This is a genomic window from Paenirhizobium cremeum, assembly GCF_047553425.1.
In the GTDB taxonomy this organism is placed as follows: domain Bacteria; phylum Pseudomonadota; class Alphaproteobacteria; order Rhizobiales; family Rhizobiaceae; genus Allorhizobium; species Allorhizobium cremeum.
Map to the genome: position 1 here is coordinate 3,668,799 of NZ_CP180217.1, position 25,267 is coordinate 3,694,065.

Annotated in this window: 25 protein-coding genes, 1 tRNA gene and 2 riboswitches; of the genes, 15 read left to right on the forward strand and 11 right to left on the reverse strand. The window is 62.4% G+C overall.

Annotated elements, in window-relative coordinates; genetic code table 11:
* Positions 1 to 37: 37 nt before the first annotated feature.
* Positions 38 to 949 carry an ImuA family protein gene (locus ACLBKR_RS17715; protein WP_414899856.1) on the reverse strand — a complete coding sequence of 304 codons (912 nt, stop codon included), beginning with the start codon at positions 947 to 949 and terminating at the stop codon, positions 38 to 40.
* A gap of 158 nt (positions 950 to 1,107) precedes the next feature.
* Between ACLBKR_RS17715 and ACLBKR_RS17720 the strand changes: the two genes are divergently transcribed.
* Positions 1,108 to 1,548, forward strand: coding sequence for a metallopeptidase family protein (locus tag ACLBKR_RS17720; RefSeq protein WP_112830544.1), 441 nt, complete (start codon positions 1,108 to 1,110; stop codon positions 1,546 to 1,548).
* A gap of 173 nt (positions 1,549 to 1,721) precedes the next feature.
* A complete protein-coding gene (locus ACLBKR_RS17725) occupies positions 1,722 to 2,471 on the forward strand; it encodes an SDR family oxidoreductase (protein WP_113486241.1) in 750 nt (249 codons plus the stop codon).
* A gap of 49 nt (positions 2,472 to 2,520) precedes the next feature.
* On the opposite strand, the gene ACLBKR_RS17730 is transcribed toward ACLBKR_RS17725, so the two are convergent.
* Both ACLBKR_RS17730 and ACLBKR_RS17735 read right to left on the reverse strand, forming a co-directional pair.
* Complete coding sequence (locus tag ACLBKR_RS17730; protein ID WP_112830546.1) at positions 2,521 to 2,727, reverse strand: DUF1737 domain-containing protein; 207 nt, start codon at positions 2,725 to 2,727, stop codon at positions 2,521 to 2,523.
* On the reverse strand, positions 2,724 to 3,635 hold the full coding sequence (locus tag ACLBKR_RS17735; RefSeq protein WP_414899859.1) for an HpcH/HpaI aldolase/citrate lyase family protein: 912 nt from the start codon (positions 3,633 to 3,635) through the stop codon (positions 2,724 to 2,726). Before ACLBKR_RS17735 ends, ACLBKR_RS17730 begins: the two co-directional genes overlap by 4 nt.
* A gap of 110 nt (positions 3,636 to 3,745) precedes the next feature.
* On the opposite strand from ACLBKR_RS17735, the gene ACLBKR_RS17740 reads away from it, so the two are divergent.
* The 5 genes from ACLBKR_RS17740 (at position 3,746) to ACLBKR_RS17760 (ending at position 8,145) form a co-directional block, all read left to right on the forward strand.
* On the forward strand, positions 3,746 to 3,985 hold the full coding sequence (locus tag ACLBKR_RS17740) for a hypothetical protein (protein ID WP_112830720.1): 240 nt from the start codon (positions 3,746 to 3,748) through the stop codon (positions 3,983 to 3,985).
* A 154-nt stretch (positions 3,986 to 4,139) separates the two neighbouring features.
* Entirely contained in the window at positions 4,140 to 4,745 is a 606-nt protein-coding gene (leuD, locus tag ACLBKR_RS17745) for a 3-isopropylmalate dehydratase small subunit (RefSeq protein WP_113338111.1), read from the forward strand.
* 176 nt (positions 4,746 to 4,921) lie between these two features.
* Positions 4,922 to 6,040, forward strand: coding sequence for a 3-isopropylmalate dehydrogenase (gene leuB, locus ACLBKR_RS17750; protein ID WP_112830549.1), 1,119 nt, complete (start codon positions 4,922 to 4,924; stop codon positions 6,038 to 6,040).
* A 196-nt stretch (positions 6,041 to 6,236) separates the two neighbouring features.
* Positions 6,237 to 7,028, forward strand: a complete 792-nt coding sequence (gene lpxE / locus ACLBKR_RS17755; protein WP_414899862.1) for a lipid A 1-phosphatase LpxE — start codon at positions 6,237 to 6,239, stop codon at positions 7,026 to 7,028.
* A 241-nt stretch (positions 7,029 to 7,269) separates the two neighbouring features.
* A complete protein-coding gene (locus tag ACLBKR_RS17760; RefSeq protein WP_113486311.1) occupies positions 7,270 to 8,145 on the forward strand; it encodes an RNA polymerase factor sigma-32 in 876 nt (291 codons plus the stop codon).
* A gap of 10 nt (positions 8,146 to 8,155) precedes the next feature.
* Here the strand turns inward: ACLBKR_RS17760 and ACLBKR_RS17765 are convergent, their stop codons facing one another.
* From ACLBKR_RS17765 to thiB, 4 genes are all read right to left on the reverse strand, one after another.
* Positions 8,156 to 9,577 carry a M48 family metalloprotease gene (locus ACLBKR_RS17765; RefSeq protein WP_414899864.1) on the reverse strand — a complete coding sequence of 474 codons (1,422 nt, stop codon included), beginning with the start codon at positions 9,575 to 9,577 and terminating at the stop codon, positions 8,156 to 8,158.
* A 359-nt stretch (positions 9,578 to 9,936) separates the two neighbouring features.
* A complete protein-coding gene (locus ACLBKR_RS17770) occupies positions 9,937 to 10,665 on the reverse strand; it encodes an ATP-binding cassette domain-containing protein (protein ID WP_112830552.1) in 729 nt (242 codons plus the stop codon).
* Complete coding sequence (gene thiP, locus ACLBKR_RS17775) at positions 10,655 to 12,334, reverse strand: thiamine/thiamine pyrophosphate ABC transporter permease (RefSeq protein ID WP_414899866.1); 1,680 nt, start codon at positions 12,332 to 12,334, stop codon at positions 10,655 to 10,657. The genes ACLBKR_RS17770 and thiP overlap by 11 nt, the downstream gene beginning before the upstream one ends.
* Complete coding sequence (thiB, locus tag ACLBKR_RS17780) at positions 12,307 to 13,335, reverse strand: thiamine ABC transporter substrate binding subunit (RefSeq protein WP_113486247.1); 1,029 nt, start codon at positions 13,333 to 13,335, stop codon at positions 12,307 to 12,309. The genes thiP and thiB overlap by 28 nt, the downstream gene beginning before the upstream one ends.
* 41 nt (positions 13,336 to 13,376) lie before the next feature.
* Positions 13,377 to 13,491: riboswitch (TPP riboswitch) on the reverse strand.
* Positions 13,492 to 13,690: 199 nt separating this feature from the next.
* On the opposite strand from thiB, the gene ACLBKR_RS17785 reads away from it, so the two are divergent.
* Entirely contained in the window at positions 13,691 to 15,496 is a 1,806-nt protein-coding gene (locus tag ACLBKR_RS17785; protein ID WP_113486249.1) for an ABC transporter ATP-binding protein/permease, read from the forward strand.
* A gap of 55 nt (positions 15,497 to 15,551) precedes the next feature.
* Here the strand turns inward: ACLBKR_RS17785 and ACLBKR_RS17790 are convergent, their stop codons facing one another.
* Complete coding sequence (locus ACLBKR_RS17790; protein ID WP_113447466.1) at positions 15,552 to 17,384, reverse strand: ABC-F family ATP-binding cassette domain-containing protein; 1,833 nt, start codon at positions 17,382 to 17,384, stop codon at positions 15,552 to 15,554.
* Positions 17,385 to 17,388: 4 nt separating this feature from the next.
* Positions 17,389 to 18,039: a thiamine diphosphokinase gene (locus ACLBKR_RS17795; RefSeq protein ID WP_113425569.1), complete on the reverse strand. Its 651-nt coding sequence runs from the start codon at positions 18,037 to 18,039 to the stop codon at positions 17,389 to 17,391.
* Positions 18,040 to 18,272: 233 nt separating this feature from the next.
* Here ACLBKR_RS17795 and ACLBKR_RS17800 point away from each other — a divergent pair, with 233 nt between their 5' ends.
* The 6 genes from ACLBKR_RS17800 to ACLBKR_RS17825 all read left to right on the forward strand — a co-directional run bounded on the left by ACLBKR_RS17800 (position 18,273) and on the right by ACLBKR_RS17825 (position 23,445).
* Positions 18,273 to 19,115, forward strand: a complete 843-nt coding sequence (locus ACLBKR_RS17800) for an AAA family ATPase (RefSeq protein ID WP_113447467.1) — start codon at positions 18,273 to 18,275, stop codon at positions 19,113 to 19,115.
* Entirely contained in the window at positions 19,112 to 19,609 is a 498-nt protein-coding gene (locus ACLBKR_RS17805; protein ID WP_414899870.1) for an NUDIX hydrolase, read from the forward strand. The genes ACLBKR_RS17800 and ACLBKR_RS17805 overlap by 4 nt, the downstream gene beginning before the upstream one ends.
* Positions 19,610 to 19,633: 24 nt before the next feature.
* Positions 19,634 to 19,711, forward strand: a riboswitch (SAM riboswitch).
* Positions 19,712 to 19,817: 106 nt separating this feature from the next.
* Positions 19,818 to 20,747: a homoserine O-acetyltransferase MetA gene (gene metA / locus ACLBKR_RS17810; protein ID WP_113447468.1), complete on the forward strand. Its 930-nt coding sequence runs from the start codon at positions 19,818 to 19,820 to the stop codon at positions 20,745 to 20,747.
* A 4-nt stretch (positions 20,748 to 20,751) separates the two neighbouring features.
* On the forward strand, positions 20,752 to 21,204 hold the full coding sequence (locus tag ACLBKR_RS17815) for a GNAT family N-acetyltransferase (RefSeq protein WP_112830560.1): 453 nt from the start codon (positions 20,752 to 20,754) through the stop codon (positions 21,202 to 21,204).
* Positions 21,205 to 21,210: 6 nt separating this feature from the next.
* Positions 21,211 to 22,395 carry a vWA domain-containing protein gene (locus tag ACLBKR_RS17820; RefSeq protein ID WP_113447469.1) on the forward strand — a complete coding sequence of 395 codons (1,185 nt, stop codon included), beginning with the start codon at positions 21,211 to 21,213 and terminating at the stop codon, positions 22,393 to 22,395.
* 39 nt (positions 22,396 to 22,434) lie between these two features.
* Positions 22,435 to 23,445 carry an aldose epimerase family protein gene (locus ACLBKR_RS17825; RefSeq protein ID WP_113447470.1) on the forward strand — a complete coding sequence of 337 codons (1,011 nt, stop codon included), beginning with the start codon at positions 22,435 to 22,437 and terminating at the stop codon, positions 23,443 to 23,445.
* Positions 23,446 to 23,479: 34 nt separating this feature from the next.
* Here the strand turns inward: ACLBKR_RS17825 and ACLBKR_RS17830 are convergent, their stop codons facing one another.
* Together ACLBKR_RS17830 and ACLBKR_RS17835 are read right to left on the reverse strand one after the other, a co-directional pair.
* On the reverse strand, positions 23,480 to 24,247 hold the full coding sequence (locus ACLBKR_RS17830; RefSeq protein WP_112830563.1) for an SDR family oxidoreductase: 768 nt from the start codon (positions 24,245 to 24,247) through the stop codon (positions 23,480 to 23,482).
* A gap of 119 nt (positions 24,248 to 24,366) precedes the next feature.
* Positions 24,367 to 24,441: transfer RNA gene (locus ACLBKR_RS17835), tRNA-Gly, on the reverse strand.
* 260 nt (positions 24,442 to 24,701) lie between these two features.
* Between ACLBKR_RS17835 and ACLBKR_RS17840 the strand changes: the two genes are divergently transcribed.
* Positions 24,702 to 25,223, forward strand: coding sequence for a prolyl-tRNA synthetase associated domain-containing protein (locus tag ACLBKR_RS17840; protein WP_112830564.1), 522 nt, complete (start codon positions 24,702 to 24,704; stop codon positions 25,221 to 25,223).
* Positions 25,224 to 25,267 lie beyond the last annotated feature (44 nt).

Genomic DNA, 25,267 nt, shown 5'->3' on the forward strand with positions numbered 1-25,267 from the left:
GTTTTGCATCCGGCCGGCGCAGACAACCGGCGGATGTTCAGGACGCCCTTTCGAACGCCATGACAGGCCCCAGCGCCGTCGCGCCAGCCTGTCGGTCGAAAGCCGGGGAAACCAGAGCGCCAGAATGCGCCGGACGGAAGGGGAGTGCCCCGCTGGAAGAAGGGGAAGTTGCGGGGTAAAACAGACGGTCATGGGGGTTCCACTCCAGGGTAAGGTCGGGGGGAGCCGCAAGCCGGCTCTTTTCCGGAACAAGGTGAAAGACGGGGTTGCCGATGCTGCCGCCAAGCATCGTCCCGCCGGACAAGGACCGCGCCGCTGCCGGCGCGGGTTCGATGCGCAGGCGCAGGGAAGCGCTGCTTGTTTCCTCTTCGCCCGCCTGCCGCAGAAGAAGCAGGAAGCCGCCACTTCCTTTGGCCTTCAGGCTGAGCCGCCGGCTCTCGGTCAGGCCGAAGCCGCGCGGATTGCCCTGAACCTCCAGCATCACGGCGGAAAAGGCGCTGCAGGAAAGCGCCGCATCCGCCAGCCACAGCGCATCTTCGAGCTTCCTCGGCATGGCATGCAGCAATTCGCCCGGCCGGAAGCCGTAATCGGCAAGGCCCGCCGCATGAGGTAGACCCGCCTCCCGGGCGACGGACCGTTCGCCGATCCAGAGGATCCGCCTGTCCGGCCGGTGGGGTCGGCACGCCAGGCAGAGCCCGAGACCGAAGCCGCTGACTGCCGCCGCATCCCGCATCGTCACACCGCGCACCTCGATCATCGACCCGGCCGGAAAGCCCTCGGGAAGAAGGTCTCCGAGACCGTCCATCCTCCCACCGGAACCGTCGGAAGTCCGGGCAGCCATATCGCCAGCGACCGGCATCAACCCGTCCGCGACAGGTTTGCCTTCGATCTTCGCAATCGCCTTGCGCAAGGCAAAAAGCTTTTCCTGCGCCAGAGCGTTCCCGCCCATGACGTTTCTCCCGTCAATTTGTTCTCTATATGTTCCTATGGATTCCAGAGCTTTTGCAAAGAGTCAACCACATTTGCTGTGAATTTATTCCTTGACGGGATTCCCACTCGAAAAGCGACGGCAAAGATCCTATATGAAGGGCTCGACAAGGAGCTACGATGGCCCGCATTGACCAGACCGAAGATTGGCGTGACAGGCACGCACCGACGATCAGCGCATTCGAATCGTTGGCGATCGAGGCTTATGGCCATTTGCCGGAGGAGTTTCGTGCGCTGACCGGCAACCTGATTATCGAGATCGCCGATTTTCCGACGGACGAGGTCTTCGAGGACATGGCGCTCGAAACGCCTTTCGATTTGCTCGGCCTGTTCGAGGGACGTGGCATTTCCGAGCGCTTCACCATGGAAACCGGCGAAATGCCGAACCGCATTACCCTCTATCGCCGTCCGATTCTCGATTACTGGGCGGAGAACGAAGAGACGCTCGGCGACATCATCACCCATGTGCTGATCCATGAGATCGGCCATCATTTCGGCCTTTCCGATGACGACATGGAACGCATCGAGGAAAGCGCCGAGGACGCCGCTGCGGATCGCTAGGAGCAACTCCAGCAAAAGCGGCTTCCACTTTCGCCGGAAATGCTTCAGGCCGAATTCCGCAGGCGCAGGCAATTCCGGCCGAGATCCGCAGGCTTGAGCCGGCCACGCAGGAAACGGGTGGCGGCTGCATTGTCACGCCCCTATCCCTTGGCCTCCATTTCAAGGAGGTCCTCATGTCGGTTCTGAAAAACAAAGTCGCCATCATTACCGGTGCATCGTCGGGCATCGGCCGTGCAACGGCCATGCTGCTTGCCGCCGAAGGCGCATCCGTCGTCCTGAACGCTCGCGGCCGCAGGGCGTTGGACGAGGTTGCCGACGCCATCCGGCAGGAAGGCGGAACGGCCCTCGCCGTCGCAGGCGACGTCGGCTTGGACGAAACCCACGCGGAACTGGTGTCTGCCGCCACAGGCCGGTTCGGCAGGCTCGATATCGCGATCAACAATGCCGGCACGGTCGGCCCGATCAGGCCGCTTGCGGAAATTGCCCCGAAGGAATGGCAGGACACGCTTGCCGCCAACCTGACATCGGCCTTTCTCGGCGCCCGTCGCCAGATCCCGGCCATGCTGGAAAGCGGCGCGGGCGCCCTCGTCTTCGTTTCGAGTTTCGTCGGCACCAGCGTAGGTCTGCCCGGCATGGCGGCCTACGGGGCCGCGAAGGCAGGGCTCATGGGGCTGGTGAAGGGAATTACCGCGGACTATGGAAGCCGGAACATCCGCGCAAACGCGCTTCTGCCCGGCGGCACGGACACGGCCATGGCCGGAGATGAGGCCCAGAAGGACTGGGCCGCAGGCCTGCATGCATTGAAGCGAATCGCAAGACCGGAGGAGATCGCCCAGGCAGCGCTTTTCCTCGCAAGCCCGCTGTCGAGCTTCGTCGCCGGTTCGGCGCTTTATGCCGATGGCGGCAACGCCGCCGTCAAATGAGACCCGAATGATCGCGAAGGTCCGCCGGAACGGCGGACCTTTATCCGGCTCACTGCTCGCCGAGCTTCATCGACGGATCGTAGTCCTTGCCATGCACGGTCTTCACCACGGCCTGGCCGCAATACATCTGGTTGGTCGCGGCGTTGAAGGAAAGGCTCGGCGCGCCGTGCAATTCCCAGCCCTTGTTGAGAGCGTCGGTGACCCGATGACAGAAGGATGCGTCATCCGGGCCTGTGAGGAAACGATAGACTTTCACGATATCTTGCCTTCTCTCTGTTCTATGATCGCGATTTTCGCGAGAAGTTTCTCAGCCTCATCGAGATGCAGCCGCTCGATCATGCGGCCCTCGACATTGATGACGTTGAGCGCAGCCGCTGCCGGATCGGCAAAGGCCGCAACGATCGCCCTGGCCTCGGCGACCGCCTCCGGGGAAAAACCGAAATGCCGGTTGGCGCCCTCGATCTGCGCCGGATGGATCAGCATCTTGCCGTCGAAGCCCATGGAGCGGCCCTGCAGGCACTCGCGGCCGAAAGCCTCCAGATCGCGGAAATCGTTCGAAACGCTGTCGATGGCGTCGAGTCCATAGGCGCGCGCTGCAAGGATCACCTGCATCAGGAAGGGTACGAGATAGATGCGTTCCGGCTCCGGTGCCACGCCCGTCGCCTTTCTCAAGTCGTTCAGGCCGACGACGAAACAGTCGAGCCGACCGCCGGCGGTACGGCCGGAAGCGGCGATCTGGCCCGCATTCAGCACGCCGAGTGGCGTCTCGATCATCGCCCATATCCTGAGACCTTCTGACACATCGGCCTCCGACAGGAGATCCGCGACCGCACGAACGGCATCGGGTCCATCGACCTTGGGAAGCAGGACGGCATCGGGCCGGCATGCAATCACAGCCGCCATGTCCTCTGCGAAATAATCGCTGCCGATCTCGTTCACGCGGATAACGGCTTCGCGGCCGCGAAGCGGCGTTTCGGCGAAGAAACGGCAAAGATTGTCGCGCGCCTCGGCCTTTTTATCCGGAAAGACCGAGTCCTCCAGATCGAAGATGACGGCGTCGCAGGCGAGACCATGGGTCTTTTCGAGCGCGCGAACGTTGACGGCAGGCACGCTCAGGACGGAACGGCGCAATCTGGAAGGGTGGTCGTCGGCAAAGGAAGTCATGCCAGCGTTCTGCCAATCTTTGCCCCCTCGCGCAAGCCGACATTTGCTCGAAAGCCCTTGCATTCCCGATGAAGAAGGACCACCTTGATGAACGAGAAAGGATTTCGAACATGCAGAATCTTCGTTCCGTCGCTCTGGGTCTTGCCGGCATCGTCGTGATTGCCGCAGCCGCTGCCTTCACCGTCTCGCTGACGCTGATCGCCGGTGCCGTGCTGACGCTTTCGCTCGCCTACCGCATGCTGACCGCGCGGACCAAGGCAGCCCCCGTCTATGCCAAGGCAGGCAAGAAATCCGGTGAGCGCGAGATGCGCATCTGGAACGACGGACGCGGCACGATCATCGATCTCTGAGGCCTGGACCCTGTTGGAGCGGCGGAAGCTGGCGGCAAAAACGGCCGCGGACGGCGATAGCGTACACTTTCGGGCAATAAAGACCTTCAAATCCGCACAATTTTCCTCTAAGGGCTGCGGAAATTCCTGAATTGCATTCCGAGGGCAGGGTCTGATGGAAAAGTTCGAAAAGCTCACCGGCGTCGCCGCGCCGCTTCCGGTCGTCAATATCGACACGGACATGATCATCCCGAAGGACTATCTGAAGACCATCAAGCGTACCGGTCTCGGAAAAGGCCTCTTCGCCGAAGCCCGCTACAAGGAAGACGGCACGCTCAACGAGGATTTCGTCCTCAACAAGCCTGCCTACCAGAACGCCAAGATACTGGTCGCCGGTGACAATTTCGGCTGCGGTTCGTCCCGCGAACATGCACCGTGGGCGCTGCTCGACTTCGGCATCCGCTGCGTGATCTCCACGAGCTTTGCCGATATTTTCTACAACAACTGCTTCAAGAACGGCATCCTGCCGATCGTCGTCAGCCAGGAAGAACTCGACAAGCTGATGGACGACGCAGGTCGCGGCTCCAACGCCGTGCTGACGGTCGATCTGGAAGCCCAGGAAATCACTGGCCCGGATGGCGGCCGCATCAAGTTCGAGATCGACGCCTTCAAGCGCCATTGTCTGCTGAACGGCCTCGACGACATCGGCCTGACGCTGGAAAAGGCCGGCGCCATTGCCTCCTTCGAAAAGACGAACGCCGTCAACCATCCCTGGGCCTGACGCTTCTCGAATATGACCTCGGAAAACGATACCGGCGCGGCGGCCTGAGCCCTCGCGCCGGGATGCCCAGGGCTACGGCTCCTCCCACCGTACCGTTCTGCTGTTGAGCGTCCTTGAAACGCAGGGCTTTGCCCGATAGAAGGCGGCAACTCTTTCAAAGCCAGGGAGGCTTCCCCATGACACAGCGCAATCTCTTCCTTCTGCCCGGCGATGGCATCGGCCAGGAAACCATGGCCGAAGTGCGCAAGATCATCGACTACATGAATGCCGAACAGGGCGCAGGCTTCACCACCGACGAAGGCCTCGTCGGCGGTTCCGCCTATGACGCCCATGGCGTCGCGATTACCGATGCCGACATGGAGAAGGCGCTCGCCGCAGACGCCGTGCTGTTCGGCGCGGTCGGCGGCCCGAAGTGGGACGCAGTGCCCTACGAGGTACGTCCGGAAGCAGGCCTTCTGCGCCTGCGTAAGGATCTCGAGCTCTTCGCCAACCTGCGTCCGGCGATCTGCTATCCGGCCCTCGCCGAAGCCTCTTCCCTGAAGCCGGAACTGGTCGAAGGCCTCGACATCCTGATCGTGCGCGAACTGACCGGCGGCGTCTATTTCGGCGAGCCGAAGACCATCACGGACCTCGGCAACGGCCAGAAGCGCGCCATCGACACCCAGGTCTACGACACCTACGAGATCGAACGCATCGCCTCCGTCGCCTTCGAGCTGGCTCGCACCCGCAAGAACGCCGTCTGCTCGATGGAAAAGCGCAACGTCATGAAATCCGGCGTGCTCTGGAACCAGGTGGTCACCGAGACCCACAAGACCAAGTATCCGGACGTGAAGCTCGAACACATGCTGGCCGATGCCGGCGGCATGCAGCTCGTGCGCGCGCCGAAGCAGTTCGACGTCATCGTCACCGACAACCTGTTCGGCGACATGCTCTCCGACGTGGCAGCCATGCTCACCGGCTCGCTCGGCATGCTGCCGTCTGCATCGCTCGGTGCACCGGATGCCAAGACCGGCAAGCGCAAGGCCATGTACGAGCCCGTGCACGGCTCGGCGCCCGATATCGCCGGCAAGGGCATTGCCAACCCGATCGCCATGATCGCCTCCTTCGCCATGTGCCTGCGTTACTCCTTCAACATGGTCAAGGAAGCCGACAACCTCGAAAAGGCGATCGCCAACGTGCTCGACAAGGGCATCCGCACCGGCGACATCATGGCCGAAGGCGCAACCCGCGTCGGCACCGCCGAAATGGGCGATGCGATCCTCGCCGAATTCAAGGCGCTTTCCGCCGCCGCATGATCGTGGAAATCGGAGAGATTTCCGGAAAGACATAGGGTCGTCGAAGGCATTCCCGGACCAAACCGAACCGGATCGGTGGCCGGCGACGCAATCGCCCTTGCAATTCGCTGCCGCGGCAACCATCTTGCCGCGGCGGCATGCCATGTGGATGCCCGGCATCCATGAATGGCGGAACGGGAATAAGCGGAAGGCATACGTGAAGGGCATCGAAACCACCTGGGCCTGGCTCAAGAAGCGACGGGACGCGAACCGCCACCCTCCGGCACCCCATTACTGGCAGATCTTCGCGATCGTCGCCGCCAATCTGGTGCTTCTGTCCTTCCTCGTCTTCGACACGGCGGTCGGTGCGGTGCGGCCGGCCGGCCCCTTCACCCATTCGCTCGGCGAGCTCATCACCGATTTCGGCAGTTCGGGCTGGATCCTGATCGCCTCGGCCATCCTGTTCTTCGAAGGGCTCTCCTCCTTCCGCCTGTCCCGCAGCGTGAAGCGCGGCTTTCGCGCCCTCTATGCCGCCCAGATCGGCGCTTATTTCTTCCTTGCCGTCGCTCTTTCCGGGCTTTCGGCCAACCTGCTGAAGCGGATCATCGGCCGCGCTCGGCCGAGCCAGTTCGACGAGTGGGGCTCGTTCGGCTTTTCCTCCTTCAGCGGCTCGAAATTCGAAAGCTTCCCCTCGGGCCATGCCACGACGGTCGGCGCCATCTTCATGGTGCTGATCCTGCTCGTGCCCCGCTACCGGCTGGCCTTCATCCTGCTGGCACTCTGGATGGGCTTCAGCCGCGTCATGGTCTCCGCCCATTATCCGAGCGACGTAATCGCGGGCCTCTCCTACGGAGGCTGGTTCTCGTTGTTGCTCGCCAATGTCTTCGCCCGCTACAGGCTGGTCTTCATGCCGGACGCCAAGGGCTGGCCGGTACCGAGGCTTTCCCTTATTCCCGTGCATCGGCTGCCGCCCGACCTCCTGGGAAAGCCTTTCGGCAACGGCAACTGAGCCGGGCCGCCTTCTCCCATCGCTTTACGACCAAAAAAATACTGCCGGAATCGCTTTTCCCGCGATTACGACAAAACCACGCGCCATCCTGATGCGTAGAATAGGGCGACGACTGGAAGATCCCGTCCGGCGGCTCGCTGAAAAAAGCCCCGTCCGCCATGGAACCGGAGCGTCCCTCGTCCGTTGAAACTTCGTTCCGGCGGGATAGTCCCGCAGCGTTGCGCATTCCATGGAGACGACGATGAAATCCATGTCCGCCGACAGACATATCATCCGGTTTGCTATGGCCCAGCCCTATCTCGACAGGGAGGAAGAGCTGGATCTCGCGATCCGCTGGAAGGACGAAAACGACCAGCAGGCCCGCAACCGCATCGCCCAGGCCCATATGCGCCTGGTGATCGCCATGGCCTCGAAATTTCGTGGCTTCGGCCTGCCGTTGAGCGACATGATACAGGAAGGCTATATCGGGCTTCTGGAAGCCGCCGCCCGCTTCGATCCTGCGCGCGAGGTGCGCTTCTCCACCTATGCCGGCTGGTGGATCCGGGCTTCCATGCAGGACTATATCCTGCGCAACTGGTCGATCGTCCGGGGCGGTACGAGCTCCTCCCAGAAGGCGTTGTTCTTCAACCTGCGGCGCTTGCGCGCCAAGCTCGCCCGTGGGGATAACCGCCTGAGCGAACAGGCCATCCACCAGGAAATCGCCTCCGCTCTCGGCGTCAGCCTCGCCGACGTCCAGTCCATGGATGCACGGCTTTCCGGCAACGATGCCTCCCTGCAGGCTCCGGTCGCCGGCCGGCATGGCGAGGGTACGGAACAGCTCGATATGCTGGAAAGCGACGAGCCCCCGCCGGACGAGCAGGTCAGCGGCATCATCGACGGCGAGCGTTGGAGCGCATGGCTGCGCGCAGCCATGACCGGCCTTAACGAAAGAGAAAGCCACATCATCAAGGCACGGCGGCTGACGGAAGACGCCGTCACGCTGGAGGAGCTCGGCGTCGAACTCGGCATTTCCAAGGAGCGCGTGCGCCAGATCGAGACCCGCGCCATGGAAAAGCTGAAGACGGCGCTTGCCGGCGTCGCCCCCCGGACGGGAGAAAAGCTCGAAATGTCCTTCTGATCGGCGCCGGTTACTCGGAAATGATCTTGACCCGGCTTCCCTGCTGAATGGTGGAAGTCGGCGTCAGTGCGTTTATAAGCCGGAACAGTTCCAACTTCCTGTCCGTTCCCATCATCCGCGCCGAAAGCGAGCCAATCGTCTCGCCCGCCCCGACGGTGACGACACGCACGCGCAGAGGCTTCAGCGAGGCGGCCTCCTGCGGCGTGATCCGACGGAAGCTCGAGCGCAGCTTTTCGGCCGTGGGATCGAGCATGGCGCTGCCCTTCGGCACCGCGGTCAGGAACCGGAAGATCTGCGACCCGATACGGATCACGGTGATGTCGAAATCCCAGCGGTCGGCGGTCGCTCTCGCTGTCGCGGCTTCGAGCCCGTTGACTGTGATCGGCTTGATCGTCTCGGGCAGAAGCCCTGTCACCCAGCCGCTCGAAATGTAGTTTTCCAGACTGCGCTTCTGGTTGTCCGCCACGCCGTCGAAGCGGATCGCCACGTCGCCGGGGCCAGTCGCCAGCACCGCCTCCACCTTGTTGTCGATCTGGAAGCCTTCCGGCACGTCGAAGCGGATGCCGAGACTTCCGTGCAGGAAGGTCTGTCCACGGACATAACCCTCCTGCGGGCTGTCCCCGTAAAGCAGCCCATCGATGCCGTTGAGATAATAATCGCGGCCGGTCTCGCCATGCGTGCCCTCCGGCCCGAAGGCGCGCGCATGCCGGCGGGCAAGCTCGACGCGCTGCGGCGCGTTCGGATGGCTCGACAGGAAGTCGAGGCTCTGGTCCGCATCCGGATCGACAGACGTGAAATGACTGTAGGCCGCCATGGAATCGAGGAAGCGAGCTGCGGCATAAGGATCGTATCCGGCCTCGCCGAGTGTGCGCACACCGATCACGTCGGCCTGCAGCTCCTGTTGGCGGGAAAAGGCCGCAAGCCTCAGCTTGCCGCGCGCCAGCGCCTGCTTGCCGGCAATATCGCTCGACAGCACTTCCGCGACGACGCGGCTCGCGATCACCTCGGCCTCCTCGCGGCGCTGCCGCTCGATGCCGTGATTGGCGGTCACGTGCGCCATCTCGTGAGACAGTACGGCTGCGACTTCGGAAGCGTCGTTGGCAAGCGCCAGCAGTCCGCGCGTCACGTAGAGATAGCCGCCGGGAAGCGCAAAAGCGTTGATCGCCGGCGAATTGAGAATGGTGATGCGATAGGATTGCGCCGGGTTTTCCGAGACCGCCGTCAAGGCGCCGGCGATGCGCGCCACCAGCTTCTCGGTCTTTTCGTCGTGATATTCCCCGCCATAGCTTGCAACGATGCGCGGATGCTCGCGCGCACCCATCTGAGCGCGCGGATCGTTCTTCTGCACCTCGTCGACGATCTGCGGATTGCTGGAGGGGCTGACCGTCGGCACATAGGCCTGCTCGAACAGCGACTGGCAGGAAGTCAGCATGAGCGCGGCCGAAAGCGTTGCGACGAGCCCGCGCCGCAAGCCAGGCGATCGGCGCCGCCGAACGCGAGCGACCGGCGCTGTGCTCTTATCGGCGATTACCTGCATCCTGCCCCACTACCATCCTACCGCGATCCGGACCGATGGCGTCCGGGAAAAAATTGCCGTTGCGACCTGCGAGAATCGATCCTTCGGCACCATCCATTTAACATCATTCATCGGATATGGATAAATTTGCATAAGGGAAAAGATGCGCAGGTGGGCGCAAAAAGACTAGGACGACAAAAGAAAACCACCCATTCCTTAAGCGCATGCCACCGGTGAACGTCCAAATTAAGGCGAACCGACCGGGAATGGCACACTCAGCCGCCCGAATGGCCGAGAAACCGCCCGATCGCCTCGATATCGACCGTCTCCGCAAACATGTCATGCGGCCCGTCGAAAACGATCCGGCCCCGGTCGAGGAACAGGACGTCTCCCGCAAGCCGGGCCACTTCGTCCGGATCGTGGCTGACGATGACGATCGTCGCACCCGTCTCTCGGTGCAGATCGATGAGCAGATCCGCCATTGACGACCTCAGCCCCGGATCGAGCGCGGCAAACGGTTCGTCGAGCAGCATGACCGGCTTGCGTCGCACCAGCGCCCTTGCAAAGGCCGCTCTCTGACGCTCTCCGCCCGAAAGCGTCGCCGGGCTGCGTTTGTCATAGCCCGCAAGCCCGACGCGAGACAGGGCCATGGAGACGGCCTCCCGGTCCGCAGCGGAAAGCCGCATCCCCGGATCGATGCCGAGCCCGACATTGGTGAAGACATCGAGATGGGAAAAGAGGTTGTTGTCCTGGAAGACCAGCGAGACCGGCCGCCTGCCGGGCGCAAGCCCGCTCACATCCTCGCCCGCGATCAGCACCCGGCCCCGGTCGGGTCGCTCGAAACCGGCGATCAGGTTGAGGAGTGTCGACTTGCCCGAGCCCGATGGACCGGCAATGGCGGTGATACGCCCGGCGCCGATGCGGCAGTCGAAATCGAACACGGCTTCGCCGAGGCGAAGCTTTACGCCGTCCAGCACGATGTCACCCGTCGCGTTACCCGACATCGGCACGCCCCTCTCCTGATGCGGTTCCCCACGTTCCGGCCAGCGCCAGTATCAGGCAGACGAGACCGAGCAGGAAGGCGAAACCGTCGGCATCGTCGCTGCGATAGCTGCCCATCCGGCTATAGATCAGATAGGGCAGGGTCGTCAGGTTTTCCGAACCGAACAGCGCCACAGCGCCAAGATCGCCGAGCGACAATGCCATCGAAAAGGAAAATCCGGTCAGTATCGGCCGATGCAGCACCGGCCAGTCGACGAATTTCAGACGGGCAAGGCCATGCATGCCGAGGCTTGCGGCAAGCCGCGCCGTTCTCGCCCGGTGTTCGGCAAAGGCAGGCGCCAGCACGCGCATGGTAAAGGGCAGCGACATCAGGGCATTGATGCACACCACGACCAGCGGCGCGAAGGCAGAAGTATTGCCGTAGGCCCTGAGCACCATGAACCACCCGGTCGCCAGCACCGTCGTCGGCACCAGCAGCACCAGCGAGGACGAGGCTGCAAGCAGTCCGGAAAACACCATTGCCGGCTGAGATCGCCGCTTGCCGGCGGGCAACGCCGCCCGTGCCTCGATGATCGCGACACTCGCCGCAACGGAAATGACTGCCGCCGAGGCCGCAATGGCGAGACTGGTCAGCGCCGCATCCTGGAAGGCCTTCTCGCCTGTCAGCTTGAGGAGATCGGCCCTCAGGCCGGATATCGCCACCTGCCCGAGCGGCAGCCCGAGAAAGAGCGCGGCGGCGAGGATCGCTATGCCGTCAAGCACCCGCGTGACCGGAGCGCGTCCATCGAAACGCCTGACGGCAGCACCGGCCGACGCGCCCGGATCGGACGGCGTTCCGGCAAGCGACAACAAGCCGAGAATGACACCGGTTACCGCGATCTGCAGGAGCGCCAGCGATATCGCGCGCGGCGGATCGAAATCGAGCCGCAGCGCCTGATAGATCGCCACCTCGATCGTGCTTGCCGCCGGCCCCCCGCCGAGCAGCAGTACGAGCGTGAAACTGGTGATACAGAGCATGAAGATCAGCCCGGCGATCCCCGGCAGGATGCGCCGGATGACAGGCCATTCGATGAAGCGGAAATTGGAAAGCGACCCCATGCCGAGACCGGCGCTGGTGCGCCAGTACTCCGCCGGAATACGTTCGAGAGCGGCAAGGACCAGCCGCGCCGCAAGCGGCATGTTGAAGAAGACGTGGGCAAGCAGGATGCCGCCGAGCCCATAGATGCTGAAACGCTGGCCCGCACCGAGCAGGACGAGCATGTCGTTGACGAGGCCCTGTCGCCCCCAGATGCCGAGCAGGCCGAGTGCTCCGATCAGCACCGGCAGACCCATCGGCACCGCCATCAGCCGGATCAGCCAGACACGTCCGGGAAATCGCGGTTGCCGCGCAAGCGCCCGCGCAACCGGTATAGCAAACGCGACCGAAAGCAGCATCGACAACACCGCCTGAAACAGCGTGAAACGCAACACGGCGCCGACCACCGGATCGGTGGCCACGGACAGCAGCGCGCCTTCCCCGCCGAATTGAAGGAGCGAAACGACAGCAATGCCGATAAAGGCCGCAATCGCCGAAAATGCGACGAGGCCACCGGTAAGCGCCGGCAGCCTCTCGCGAAGATCCATGAACTGGAAAACCGTCCCGCTCAATTCAGGGTCATGGCGGCGAGCCATTCGTCGATCCATGCCTTGCGGTTGGCGGCAACCTCGTCCGGGCTCATCAGGAAGGTGTCCTTCGGCGAGACCAGCTTGCCGAAGGCGTCCGGCAACGCTTCCGAGGTCGGACCGACCGGCATCATCCAGTTATTGGTCGGTATGGCGTCCTGAAAGCCGGGGCTGACCATGAACTGCAAGAATTCCTTGGCCAGTTCCTTCTGCGGCGCCTTCTTGAGAAGTCCGGCAACCTCGATCTGGATGTAGTGCCCCTCGGAGAATTCTGCAGCCTGGTAACGGTCGGTGTTCTCAGCCACCATGTGATAGGCCGGAGACGTCGTATAGGACAGCACCATCGGTGCCTCCCCCTTGGTGAACAGGCCATAGGCCTCCGACCAGCCGGGAGTGACCGTCAGCACACGGCCCTTGAGTTTGCCCCAGGCGTCCGCGGCCTTGTCGCCATAGACCGACTTCACCCAGAGCAAAAGGCCGAGACCGGGCGTCGAGGTGCGCGGATCCTCGATCACGATCTTCTCTTCGGGGTTGCCTTCCACCAGCTCCTTCAGGCTCTTCGGCGGATTTTTCAACGTCTCGGTATCGTATACCACGGCGAAATGGCCATAGTCGTAGGGAACGAAACTGTCGTCGGAAAAACCGCCGGGAACGGAAACCTTGGAAACATCGACGCCGTGAGTGTCGAACAGGCCGGTCTGCTTCGCTTCCGCGACGAGGTTGGTGTCGAGGCCGAGCACCACGTCGGCCTTGGTCGCTTCTCCTTCGAGCTTGAGGCGGGTGAGCAGCGCCACGCCATCGGCAACGCCGACGAAATCGACGGTGCAGCCGCACGTCTTCTCGAAGGCTTCCTTGACCTTCGGCCCAGGTCCCCATTCGGAGATGAAGCTTTCATAAGTGTAGACCGTCAGGGTCTTGTCCGCAGCCATCGCGGAGAGCGCAGGCAGCAACGAAAAGACCGTGGCCGCAACAAGCCCGCGGCTCAAAAACGAAAAAGATTTGGTCGGCATATCGCCCCTCCATACAAGTAGGATTTCGGGATAGGGCGTCTTTGTCTTACGCGTCTAATCCCTCCGCCGGTGTTAGCCGGATCAGGTTCCGCGGGTTGGCTTTTGACCTCTCAGCTCCACGTCCGGAAAGGACATGAGGCACCCCGTTAGAGCAGGAGGAGACATAGCGCGGTGGTCTGCTGGAGGCAAGAGCATTGCGAAAAGTGCCTGAAACGGCCGATGTTGCGCGGCCTCAACGCTTTTCCAACCTATTTCTGCCATTCTGTCGCAGGAAGGCTGGTATTGTGTCCGGGTACGGGTGCACAGCGCCTTTGTGATGATATAAGAAAAAGCCGATACGGCGAGACAGTGATATATGGTCAGTTCGGATCCGGAAAAAGCTGCAAACGGGCGCCCCACGGCTGCGACGGTCGAACTTAGTTTTTCGCGGCAAGTGCGGATCGCCGCCGATTCCTTCTGGGCATCCTCGGTGCGCAACCGGGTCTTCGTGGTCGCCGGCGCGCTGCTTGCCGTCATCCTCCTGACCACCTACGGCCAGGTCCTGATAAACCGCTGGAACGTGCCCTTCTACAATTCCCTGGAACGGCGCGACATCGATGCCTTCATCCGGGAGCTCGGCAATTTCGGCCTGATCGCCGGTTTTCTGCTGCTGCTCAACGTCGTCCAGACCTGGCTCAACCAGATGACCGCGCTCTACATGCGCGAGGGCCTGTCGCGCGATGTCGTCGACCAGTGGTTGAAGGACCGTCGCGCCTACCGGCTCTCGATGTCGAGCCCGCTCGGCGTCAATCCGGACCAGCGCCTGCACGAGGATGCCCGCAAGCTCGCGGAAATGACCACCTCGCTGTCGATCGGACTTGTCCAGGCAACGATCCTGCTCGTCAGCTTCATCGGCGTTCTCTGGCAGATGTCGAGCGGCTTCGTCTTTCATGTCGGCGACTACAGTTTCTCCATTCCCGGCTATATGGTCTGGGGAGCGCTGATCTATGCCGCCGCCGCGTCGCTGCTCAGTAAAGTGGTCGGCTGGCGGCTCACCCGGCTCAATGCCGAACGCTATGCGCGCGAAGCCGACCTGCGCTTCTCGCTGATGCGCGCCAACGAGAACCTCGAGGCCATCGCGCTCGCCGGCGGCGAGGAAACCGAGCGCCGCCACATTCACGAGGCGATCGATTCCGTTCTTGCCGTCATCCGCCAGCTTGCCATGGCGCTGACCAATCTCACCTGGGTCACGGCCGGCTTCGGCTGGCTCGCCATGATCGTGCCGATCCTGATCGCGTCTCCGGCCTACTTCGCCGGCACCATGACCTTCGGCGAACTCATGGCCGCGGCCGCTGCCTTCAACCAGGTCTATTCGGCCTTGCGCTGGTATGTCGACAATTACGGTGCCATCGCCGACTGGCAGGCCGCCCTTCTCCGGGTGACGGTCTTCCGCGCCGCGCTGATGGAAATCGAGGATATCAAGCCGAAGGACGGCGGTATCGCTATCGAGGTCGGCCCGCCCGGCAAGCTCAGCTTCGAGGACCTTGCGATCTGCCCGCAGATCGATGGCGAGATCAGCCGTACCGGCTTCAGGATCAGGGAACAGAACCCGGAAATCGCCGCCGGCGAGCGCATCATGGTCAATGGCGATCAGGGCGTGAACCGCCGGCTGCTGTTCAATGCGATTGCCGGGCTGTGGCCCTATGGCAAGGGTACGATCCGCCTGCCGCAGGAAGACAACATCCTCTTCGTGCCGCAGCTCGAATATCTGCCGGAAGGCAAGTTGAAGAGCGTGCTGGCCTATCCGCTTGCCTCGGCCGGCATCCCGGAAGAGGCGATGGTCGCCGCCCTGAAGCGGGTCGGCCTGGAACGCATTGCCGACAAGCTGGACGAGCGCGCCCGCTGGGACCGCCTGCTGGATAAGGACGAACAGATGGCGCTGGCCTTTGCCGGCCTTCTCCTGCGCAAGCCCCGCTGGATCGTCTTCAACGATGTTCTGGAAGGACTGGAATCAGACACGGTCGCGACCCTATCGAGCGTCATGTCAGAATTCACCGACGCGACGCTGATCTATATCGGCCGCTCCGGCGCCTTCTACGACGCCACCTCGCCGCGCCTGTTACATCTGGAACGGCTCAGCCCGGAACCGCCCCGTCCGCGGGAAACGACGGAAGCCGCCTGAGGCAGGAAGCCGCCGCGGGCGGTACGCGCTGTTTTGAGGCCTTGGGCCCTGGGCCTCAGCCCTCCAGCTCCTCGCGCAGCATTTCCAGTTCCAGCCATTCCTCTTCCATGCGGGTGAGATCGGCGCGCAGCTTTTCCATTTCGGCAGCAAGCCTGTTGAAGGTCGCAGGGTCCTTGGCGAAGAGGTTCGGGTCGGCCATCTTCACCTCGCGGGCGGCGATTTCCTTCTCCGTCTTCTCCATTTCCTTCGGCAGGTTTTCGAGAGCGAATTTCTGCTTGTAGGAAAGCTTGCCCTTGCCCTTCGAACCTTGATCCGCAACAGGCTTGTCCGCGCTGCCGGACGCCTTCGCCTTCTCCGCTTTCTCCACCCGCTTGCGCTCGTCCTCGGCGCCCTTGCGCTGGGCGAGCATGTCGGAATAGCCCCCGGCATATTCGATCCAGCGGCCATCGGGATGTTCCGGATCGACCGGCGCGATAGTGGACGTCACGGTCCGGTCGAGGAAGTCGCGGTCGTGGCTAACGAGGATGACGGTTCCCGAATAGCCGGCAACGATCTCCTGCAGAAGATCGAGCGTCTCGATGTCGAGATCGTTGGTCGGCTCGTCGAGGATGAGCAGGTTCGAGGACTTCGCCATGATCCGGGCGAGTATCAGCCGGGCGCGCTCGCCGCCGGAAAGGTTGCGGATCGGCGTGCGGGCTTGTTCCGGCTGAAACAGGAAGTCCTTCATGTAGCCGGTCACATGCTTCTGCTCGCCATTGACGAGCAGGTTTTCGCCGCGCCCGTCCGTCAGGTAATGGGCGAGCGTATCGTCGGGGTTCAGCCCTTCGCGTTTCTGGTCCAGCACCGCGATTTCGAGATTGGTGCCAAGCTTCACCGAACCGCTGTCCGGTTCGAGCTGACCGGTCAGCATCTTGAGGAGCGTCGTCTTGCCGGCCCCGTTCGGGCCGATCAGGCCGATACAGTCGCCGCGATGAACCCGGATAGAAAACGGCGCGACGATCGTGCGCTCGCCATAGGCCTTGGTGATCTTTTCCGCCTCGATCACCAGCTTGCCGCTCTCGCGGCCCTCGGTGACATTGGCCTGGATTGTGCCCTGCGGCCCCTTGTGACCGCGATATTCCGCCCGCATCGTCTGAAGCTGGCCGAGGCGGCGCATGTTGCGCTTGCGCCGAGCGGTCACGCCGTAGCGCAGCCAGTGCTCCTCGCGTTCGATCGCCTTGCCGAGTTTGTGCTGCTCGATTTCTTCCTCCTCGAGCACCTTGTCGCGCCATTCCTCGAAGTGGGCGAAGCCCCGGTTGAGCCGGCGCGAAAGACCGCGGTCGAGCCAGACGGTCGCGGTGGAAACCTTTTCCAAAAAACGCCGGTCGTGACTGATCAGAACGAGCGCGCTACGGCTCTTGGCAAGCTCGCTTTCCAGCCATTCGATGGTCGGAAGGTCGAGATGGTTGGTCGGCTCGTCGAGCATCAGGATATCGGGTTCCGGCGCCAGCACCCGCGCCAGCGCCGCCCGGCGGGCCTCGCCGCCGGAAAGGCTCTTCGGGTTCTCATGGCCCGTCAGCCCCAGATGCTCGAGCAGATAGGTGACGCGGTAGGGATCGTCGCCCGGTCCGAGCCCTGCCTCGGCATAGGCCTGCACGGTCGAGAAACCGGCGAAATCGGGAGCCTGTTCCAGATAACGGATGGTCGCAGCCGGATGACGGAAGACCTCGCCCGACTGCGCCTCGACCAGCCCGGCCGCGATCTTCATCAGCGTCGACTTTCCCGAACCGTTACGGCCGACGAGGCAGATCCGGTCTCCTGGTTCCACCTGCAGGCTGGCACCGGCAAGCAGCGGCGTGCCGCCGAAGGAAAGGAAGATATCGTCGAGTTTCAGGATGGGAGGCGCCAAGGCTTCAGGCTCCGGTCATGTCATAGGGGCGGGCAAGCAGGATCGCGTCTCCGCTCTTCAGCGATAGCGCAATCGGGCCTTCCGCCACATTGGAAATGGTGCGCGACGAACCGAACGGCAGTTGGAAATCGTCGAGCGGATAACGGACATTGCGGATCGAAAGCCCTATAAGTGGCGAAAATCCGAGAATGGAAAAAAGCGACCCCTTCGGCAGGTCGATGGCGCTTTCCCCGGGAAGCAGCGGATAGACTTCCTCCTCACCCGAGGTGAGAAGAATGTGGCGGCCCTCCTTGGCAAGGCTCACGGCCTGCAGCATGTGCATCAGCGCATGATCGGACCGCTCACCGCCGAGCCCGCCTGCAAGGATCAGGCTTTCGGCACCCCGCGCCAGCGCCTCGCCGATGGCGATCGCCCCGTCGGTCTCGGCCTTCTGCGCCGGATAGGGCATTTTCGGCACATCGGGGAAATCCCTGGACAGGTCTTCCGGCGAGGAATCGAAATCGCCCACCCAGAGTTCGGGCTTAAGGCCGAGCGCCGCCGCATGACGCATGCCGCCGTCGGCCGCGATCACCCGGCTTCCGGCGATCGCCGTCATCAGGCGTTCGGTTCCGGTGAGCGGCCCTCCGAGCAGGATGGTGAAGCTGTTTTTCCTCATGGCCCTGCCCATAGCGCATCTTTGCGTCAAAGGGAAAGCGCTTCGACAAGGCAGTCCGTCGACCGGCCCATTGCGAGGACTGCCCCTCACCCTGACCATCTCCCGCAAGCGGGGAGGGGGTGGCGACAGCCGGATGAGGGGCCGCGATCCACACGCAACGTCCACCAACGTCCACCTTGCACCGCAACTCCTCGCCCATTACCTTCCCGCCGACTAAAAACGGAAAGAAAACCATGCAATTCACCGGCACCGCCGACTACGTCGCCGACAAGGACCTCATGGTCGCCGTCAACGCGGCGATCGCGCTTGAGCGTCCGCTTCTCGTCAAGGGCGAACCCGGCACCGGCAAGACCGAGCTTGCCCGACAGGTGGCCGCGGCCCTCGGCCTCGACATGATCGAATGGAACGTCAAGTCGACCACCAAGGCGCAGCAGGGGCTCTACGAATACGATGCCGTCTCGCGCCTGCGCGACAGCCAGCTCGGCGACGAGCGCGTCAACGACGTGAAGAACTACATCCGCAAGGGCAAACTCTGGCAGGCCTTCGCCGCGGACACGAAGACCGTGCTCCTGATCGACGAGGTCGACAAGGCCGATATCGAGTTCCCGAACGACCTTTTGCAGGAACTCGACCGCATGGAATTCCATGTCTACGAGACCGGCGAGACCGTGAAGGCGAAGATCCGGCCGATCGTCATCATCACGTCGAACAACGAGAAGGAATTGCCGGACGCCTTCCTGCGCCGCTGCTTCTTCCACTATATCCGCTTTCCCGATGCAGATACGCTGGCACGGATCGTCGAGGTCCACTATCCCGGCCTGAAGCAGAACCTGATCCGCGCGGCACTCACCCAGTTCTACGAGATCCGCGAGACGCCGGGCCTGCGCAAGAAACCGTCGACCTCGGAGGCGCTCGACTGGATTCGCCTTCTGTTCGCCGAGGACGTCGATCCCGCCGACCTTCGCGTCGACCCGAAGCAGGCGCTGCCAAAGCTCCACGGCGCGCTCCTGAAGAACGAACAGGACGTCCATCTCTTCGAACGCCTCGCCTTCATGGCAAGACGGGAGGGACGATGACACGCGATGCTATGCCACACGGGACACCCAATGCATTCAAGGTTCTGATCTACGCCACCTGGCGCGATCGCCTTCTCGTTTTCGACGAACCGGACTTTCCCGAAATCGCGTTGCAGGTTCCGGGCGGCACTGTGGAGCATCCGGAAACCGTCGAACGCGCTGCCCTCAGGGAATTTGCCGAGGAAACCGGGCTCGAGCCGAAGGCACCGTTCCGGCTGATCGAGACATGCAACCACCGCTTCGAGCAAAAGGGATCGCTCATCACCCACCGGCGCTCCTATTTTCATGTGGCGCTGCCGGAAAAGCCTGCCGAAACATGGGTTCACTGGGAAACAATGCCTTTCGGCGGCGGCGAGCCGATCCGTTTCCGTTTCTTCTGGCTCGGGCTGGACGAGGCCCGTCAAAGGCTCGGATACGGCATGGCGGAAGCGCTTGCCTGTCTCGGCGGGGAGACGATGACACCCGCGCTGCACCGCGAAAACCTTTTCCGTTGATTCACGCCGCCGACAGGCGTAAAGGACTGGCCTCGTGGTGATTTGGCCGGCCGGCTTGCAGCCACGTTAAATAAGTCGCTAAAGGGCCGAGGCGAGTTCGAGAAACTTTCCGAGGACCGGTAGCGATATGGGAAGCTGCCGGTTTTTTTGTATGTGCGCGGTGCCGGGCCTGTCCGGACCGCCATGACACGGAAAGTCGAGTTCGAACATGCCGATCAAGATACCCGATACCCTGCCCGCCTTTGAGACCCTCGTGCATGAGGGCGTGCGGGTCATGACCGAAACGGCCGCTATCCGTCAGGATATCCGCCCGCTGCAGATCGGGCTGCTCAATCTCATGCCGAACAAGATCAAGACGGAGGTACAGTTTGCCCGTCTGATCGGTGCCTCGCCGCTACAGGTCGAACTAACCCTCGTGCGCATCGGCGGCCACAAGGCCAAGAACACGCCGGAGGAGCACCTTCTTTCCTTCTACCAGACCTGGGAGGAAGTGAAGGACCGCAAGTTCGACGGTTTCATCATCACCGGCGCGCCGGTCGAAACGCTGCCCTACGAGGAAGTCACATACTGGCCGGAGATGGAAAAGATCCTCGACTGGACGGAAACCAACGTCCATTCGACGATGAACGTCTGCTGGGGCGCAATGGCGGCGATCTATCACTTCCACGAGGTGCCGAAGCACACGCTGAAGGAAAAGGCCTTCGGCGTCTATCGCCACCGCAATCTTGCGCCCTCCTCCATCTACCTCAATGGTTTCTCGGATGATTTCCAGGTGCCGGTCTCCCGCTGGACCGAGGTCCGCCGCGAGGACATCAGCGTGGTCCCGGGACTGGAGATCCTGATGGAATCGGATGAAATGGGGGTCTGCCTCGTGCATGAGAAGCGCGGCAACCGGCTCTACATGTTCAACCACGTCGAATACGACTCGACCTCGCTCGGAGAAGAGTATTTCCGCGACGTCAATTCCGGCGTGCCGATCAAGATGCCGCACGACTATTTCCCGCACAACGATCCGGAGATCACCCCCTTGAACCGCTGGCGCGGCCATGCCCATCTGCTGTTCGGAAACTGGATCAACGAGATCTACCAGACGACACCCTACGATCTGGAAGTCATCGGCAGCGGCAAGGAGACCTGAGCCCATGGCGGGAACCGCCGAGATCCGTCCGCTCGCCAAAGCGGACGAGGCGGAATGGCGGCGCTTGTGGAAGGCCTATCTGGCCTTCTACGAGACCGAACTGCCCGAGGAAATCTATGCGACGACCTTCGCCCGGCTGACCGGTTCGGCACCGGGCGAATATCGCGGTCTCCTTGCGCTGGTCGACGGCCGCCCCGCCGGCCTTGCGCACTATCTCTTCCATCGTTCCTGCTGGCATATCGACAATGTGTGCTATCTTCAGGATCTCTATGCCGACCCTGAGGTCCGCGGCACCGGCATCGGCCGCGCGCTGATCGAGGCCGTCTACGAGAAGGCGAGAGCGGAAGGCTCGAAGGAGGTCTACTGGATGACGCAGGAATTCAACGCCACTGCGCGCCGGCTCTACGACCGGATCGCGGAAAAGACCCCCTTCCTCGTCTATCAGAAGAATTTCTGAGGCCCGATGTTCATCCCTTTCTTCCTGAAACTGAAGGAAGCGAGTATCCCGGTGACGCTACGGGAGTTCCTGGCGCTTCTCGAAGGCATGGAAGCAGGGCTTGCCGATTTCGACACGGAAGCCTTCTATTTCCTCGCCCGCACCGCGCTGGTGAAGGACGAAAGGCATATCGATCGCTTCGACCGCATCTTCTCCGAGATCTTTGGTGGACTGGAAACCGTCACGGGTGCCGATGGTGTGGAGACCGTGCCGATCCCCGAGGAATGGCTGCGCCGGCTGGCTGAAAAGCATCTCTCGGAAGAAGACAAGAAACTGGTCGAGGCTCTCGGCGGCTTCGACAAGCTGATGGAAACGCTGCGCCAGCGGCTTTCCGAGCAGAAGGGCCGCCATCAGGGCGGTTCCAAATGGATCGGCACCGCCGGCACCTCTCCCTTCGGCGCCTATGGCTACAATCCCGAAGGCATTCGCATTGGCCAGGATACATCGCGTCATCGTCGGGCGGTGAAGGTCTGGGACAAACGCGAATTCCGCAATCTCGACGACGGGGTTGAGCTGGGCACCCGCAACATCAAGGTAGCGCTGAGACGGCTCCGCCGGTTCATCCGCGAAGGTGCGGCCGATGAATTCGACCTTGCCGGCACCATCCGCTCCACCGCCGAACACGGCTATCTCGACGTGAAGACGCGGCCGGAACGGCGCAACACCGTCAAGCTATTGATGCTCTTCGATATCGGTGGCTCCATGGACGATCACATCCACACCGTCGAAGAACTCTTCTCCGCCGCCCGCTCCGAATTCCGGCACATGGACTACTTCTATTTCCACAACTGCCCCTATGAACGGGTATGGAAGGACAATCGCCGCCGGCATTCCGAAGTGATGGCGACCGAGGACGTGATTCGAATCTATGGCCCCGATTACCGCCTGATCTTCGTCGGAGACGCCTCGATGAGCCCCTACGAGATCACCCATCCCGGCGGTTCCGTTGAACACTGGAACACGGAGGCTGGCGCGGTCTGGATCGACCGGCTGACGGGCCATTTCCGGAAGAGCCTCTGGCTCAACCCGTTGCAGGAGGACCGCTGGGGCTATACGACATCGGTCAGCCTCATCCGCCGGCTGATGGGCGACCGCATGTTTCCGCTGACGCTCGGCGGGCTCGAAACCGCGGCGAGAGAGCTTTCCCGCTGATTTTCATCTCCTCAACATTTCCCAAGCCAGGATCACGCCATGCAGAAAGAGATTTTCGGACAGACCGCAAGCGGCGAGACAGTCGAACGCGTCACGCTTTCGGCCGGCGGCCTGACGGCCCGCATCATGACCTATGGCGCGTCGATCCAGGACCTGCGTCTCGACGGCCATGTTGCACCCTTGGTGCTCGGTTTCGACCGGCTGGAGGACTATGAGCGCCATTCGCCTTATTTCGGCGCGACCCCCGGCCGCTGCTCCAACCGTATCGCCAGCGGCGCATTCACGCTCGACGGCAAGCCGTATCGGCTCGAACGCAACGAGAAAGACGTCAATCATCTGCATGGCGGCTCGGACGGCATCGCGAAACGGAACTGGCAGATCATCGGCTTATCCTCCGACAGCGTCACGCTGGCGATGACCGATCCGGATGGCCGCGCCGGCTATCCCGGCAATTGCCGGATCACCGCCACTTACCAGCTCAGGGACGAAGGCGTGCTGTCGGTCGTCTATGAAAGCGAGACGGATCAGCCGACGCTCGCCAATATCTGCCAGCACGCCTATTTCAATCTCGACGGCGGCGCCGATATTCTCGGCCACGACCTGATGATCGCCGCCGATCACTACCTGCCTGTCGATGACGTGCTGATCCCGACCGGCGAGATTCGGCCGGTGGACGGAACCCCCTTCGATTTCCGCGAGATGCGGCCTATCCGCCGTCAGGTGGACGGCACACAGGTGCCCTACGACCACAACTTCTGCCTCTCCCCGACCCGCATGCAAAAGCGCAGCGTGGCGCTGGCCCGTAGCATCAATTCCGGCGTCACCATGGAAGTGCGCACCACCGAACCCGGCGTGCAATTCTATGCCGGCGTCTACGTGAACGTGCCGGTTCCAGGGCTCGAGGGGAAGACTTACGGCCCCTATGCCGGTTTCTGCCTCGAAACCCAGGTCTGGCCGGACGCGATCAACCACGCCGCCTTCCCGAGCCCGGTGCTGAGGCCCGGCCAAGTGCTGAGGCAGAAAACCGACTACGTGTTTTCGCGGATCTGAACCGGCCTCCGGCTGGCGATGCCCGCGATGGTCTTCAGATGGCGGTGAAGCCGTTATCGACGAAGAGATGCGCGCCGTTGACGAAATTCGATTCGTCGCTGGCCAGATAGAGCGCGGCGCGCGCCACGTCTTCCGGCTCACCGATACGGCCCTGCTGGACGGCAATGGCTGCGTCGGAGACGTCGACGCCATGCGCGGAAAGCTCAGCCACTTCCCGAAGTCCGTGCGGCGTGCGGATGAAGCCGGGGCAGACGGCGTTGCAACGGATGTTCCGGTCGCGAAACTCGACGCCGATCGCGCGGGCAAACATGTGTACGGCGCCCTTCGTCGTGTCGTAGAGCACTTCCATCGGCGTTGCCGCCACAGCCGATATCGACGAGGTGCAGACGATCGAACCGCCGCCGGCCCCGATCATGCCCGGCAGCACGGCCTTGGTCATCAGGAACATCGAACGGACATTGACGGCATGCAGCCAGTCCCATTCCTCGGTCGTGGTCTCGAGGAACGGCTTGATGACGATCGTGCCCGCATGATTGAAAAGGACGGTCACCGGACCGAAATGCGCTTCGACGCCCCGCACGGCGTCATTGACGGCTTTCTCATTGGAAACATCGGCGACCCAATGTTCCGCCACACCGCCCGCCTCGCGGATGTCAGCCGCGGTTCGGGCAGCCTCGTCGCCATTGCGATCGATGATGGCGACCTTCGCACCCTCCGCCGCGAACAGCCTGGAAGCCGCGCCGCCCATGCCGGTCGCGCCGCCTGAAATGATTGCAATCTTGCCCCTCAACCTGTCGGCCATGCCGTCCCCCTTCGATGCGGATCGGAGGACTATAGGGCGCGAAACAGCGCCTGTCTGCCGGATTGAAACGGCGCAACGTCTAAGACGCTTTGCATTTTCTGTTATTTTCGGGAGAAAACTGGAGCGGGTGAGGCGATTCGAACGCCCGACCCCAACCTTGGCAAGGTTGTGCTCTACCCCTGAGCTACACCCGCTCATATCGACGATCCGGGGGTAGTCGGTGGATCGAAGGTCGTCTGCGTTGCGGCGACGGGCGCTATATGGCCCAATCATTTTTCAAATGCAACAGGGAAATGACGAAATTTCCGAGAAAAAATCACGCGCCTTTCGAAAGCCCGGAAAACCGGGGTTTGCATGGGATGACCGCGATTGCCAAGCCCGGCAAGCGGACGTATCACTCTCCCCCGACAGCAAAACGGCCTCCTCTTTTCATCCGCAGTCCCGAAAGCCCTCCATGACAAACGACCCCCAGACCGCCTCCCCAAAGACCGCCGAAGACCTCTTTCGTTTTCTCGACGACCTGAAGATCGAGCATAGGACGGCCCGTCACGAGCCGGTCTTCACGGTCGCCGAATCGGTGGCGCTGCGCGACGAGATCCCCGGCGGCCACACCAAGAATCTCTTCGTGAAGGATAAAAAGGACCGGTTCTTCCTGCTCACCGTCGAGGAAAATGCCGTTGTCGACCTGAAGACGGTACACACGTTGATCGGCGCGGCCAGCAAGGTTTCCTTCGGAAAGCCGGAAAAGCTGATGGAATATCTCGGCGTCATCCCCGGCTCCGTCACCGTTTTCGGCGCGATCAACGATACCGGCCACAACGTCACCTTCATCCTAGATGCGGACCTGATGGAACACGAGATCATCAATGGCCATCCGCTTTCCAACGATGCGACGACCTCGATCGGCCGGGATGACCTCCTGCGCTTTCTTGAGGCGACGGGCCACACGCCGCTTGTCTTGAAAGTCACGGCCTGACATACGATCTTACTGGCAAACTCGGCCCCCGAAGAGGCCCCAAG

Coding starts and splice junctions, on each gene's coding strand:
- ACLBKR_RS17715 (WP_414899856.1), bottom strand. CDS start 949: ATGGGCGGGAACGCTCTGGCGCAGGAAAAGCTTTTTGCCTTGCGCAAG.
- ACLBKR_RS17720 (WP_112830544.1), top strand. CDS start 1,108: ATGGCCCGCATTGACCAGACCGAAGATTGGCGTGACAGGCACGCACCG.
- ACLBKR_RS17725 (WP_113486241.1), top strand. CDS start 1,722: ATGTCGGTTCTGAAAAACAAAGTCGCCATCATTACCGGTGCATCGTCG.
- ACLBKR_RS17735 (WP_414899859.1), bottom strand. CDS start 3,635: ATGACTTCCTTTGCCGACGACCACCCTTCCAGATTGCGCCGTTCCGTC.
- ACLBKR_RS17740 (WP_112830720.1), top strand. CDS start 3,746: ATGCAGAATCTTCGTTCCGTCGCTCTGGGTCTTGCCGGCATCGTCGTG.
- leuD (WP_113338111.1), top strand. CDS start 4,140: ATGGAAAAGTTCGAAAAGCTCACCGGCGTCGCCGCGCCGCTTCCGGTC.
- leuB (WP_112830549.1), top strand. CDS start 4,922: ATGACACAGCGCAATCTCTTCCTTCTGCCCGGCGATGGCATCGGCCAG.
- ACLBKR_RS17760 (WP_113486311.1), top strand. CDS start 7,270: ATGAAATCCATGTCCGCCGACAGACATATCATCCGGTTTGCTATGGCC.
- ACLBKR_RS17765 (WP_414899864.1), bottom strand. CDS start 9,577: ATGCTGACTTCCTGCCAGTCGCTGTTCGAGCAGGCCTATGTGCCGACG.
- ACLBKR_RS17770 (WP_112830552.1), bottom strand. CDS start 10,665: ATGTCGGGTAACGCGACGGGTGACATCGTGCTGGACGGCGTAAAGCTT.
- thiP (WP_414899866.1), bottom strand. CDS start 12,334: ATGGCTCGCCGCCATGACCCTGAATTGAGCGGGACGGTTTTCCAGTTC.
- thiB (WP_113486247.1), bottom strand. CDS start 13,335: ATGCCGACCAAATCTTTTTCGTTTTTGAGCCGCGGGCTTGTTGCGGCC.
- ACLBKR_RS17785 (WP_113486249.1), top strand. CDS start 13,691: ATGGTCAGTTCGGATCCGGAAAAAGCTGCAAACGGGCGCCCCACGGCT.
- ACLBKR_RS17795 (WP_113425569.1), bottom strand. CDS start 18,039: ATGAGGAAAAACAGCTTCACCATCCTGCTCGGAGGGCCGCTCACCGGA.
- ACLBKR_RS17800 (WP_113447467.1), top strand. CDS start 18,273: ATGCAATTCACCGGCACCGCCGACTACGTCGCCGACAAGGACCTCATG.
- ACLBKR_RS17805 (WP_414899870.1), top strand. CDS start 19,112: ATGACACGCGATGCTATGCCACACGGGACACCCAATGCATTCAAGGTT.
- metA (WP_113447468.1), top strand. CDS start 19,818: ATGCCGATCAAGATACCCGATACCCTGCCCGCCTTTGAGACCCTCGTG.
- ACLBKR_RS17815 (WP_112830560.1), top strand. CDS start 20,752: ATGGCGGGAACCGCCGAGATCCGTCCGCTCGCCAAAGCGGACGAGGCG.
- ACLBKR_RS17820 (WP_113447469.1), top strand. CDS start 21,211: ATGTTCATCCCTTTCTTCCTGAAACTGAAGGAAGCGAGTATCCCGGTG.
- ACLBKR_RS17825 (WP_113447470.1), top strand. CDS start 22,435: ATGCAGAAAGAGATTTTCGGACAGACCGCAAGCGGCGAGACAGTCGAA.
- ACLBKR_RS17830 (WP_112830563.1), bottom strand. CDS start 24,247: ATGGCCGACAGGTTGAGGGGCAAGATTGCAATCATTTCAGGCGGCGCG.
- ACLBKR_RS17840 (WP_112830564.1), top strand. CDS start 24,702: ATGACAAACGACCCCCAGACCGCCTCCCCAAAGACCGCCGAAGACCTC.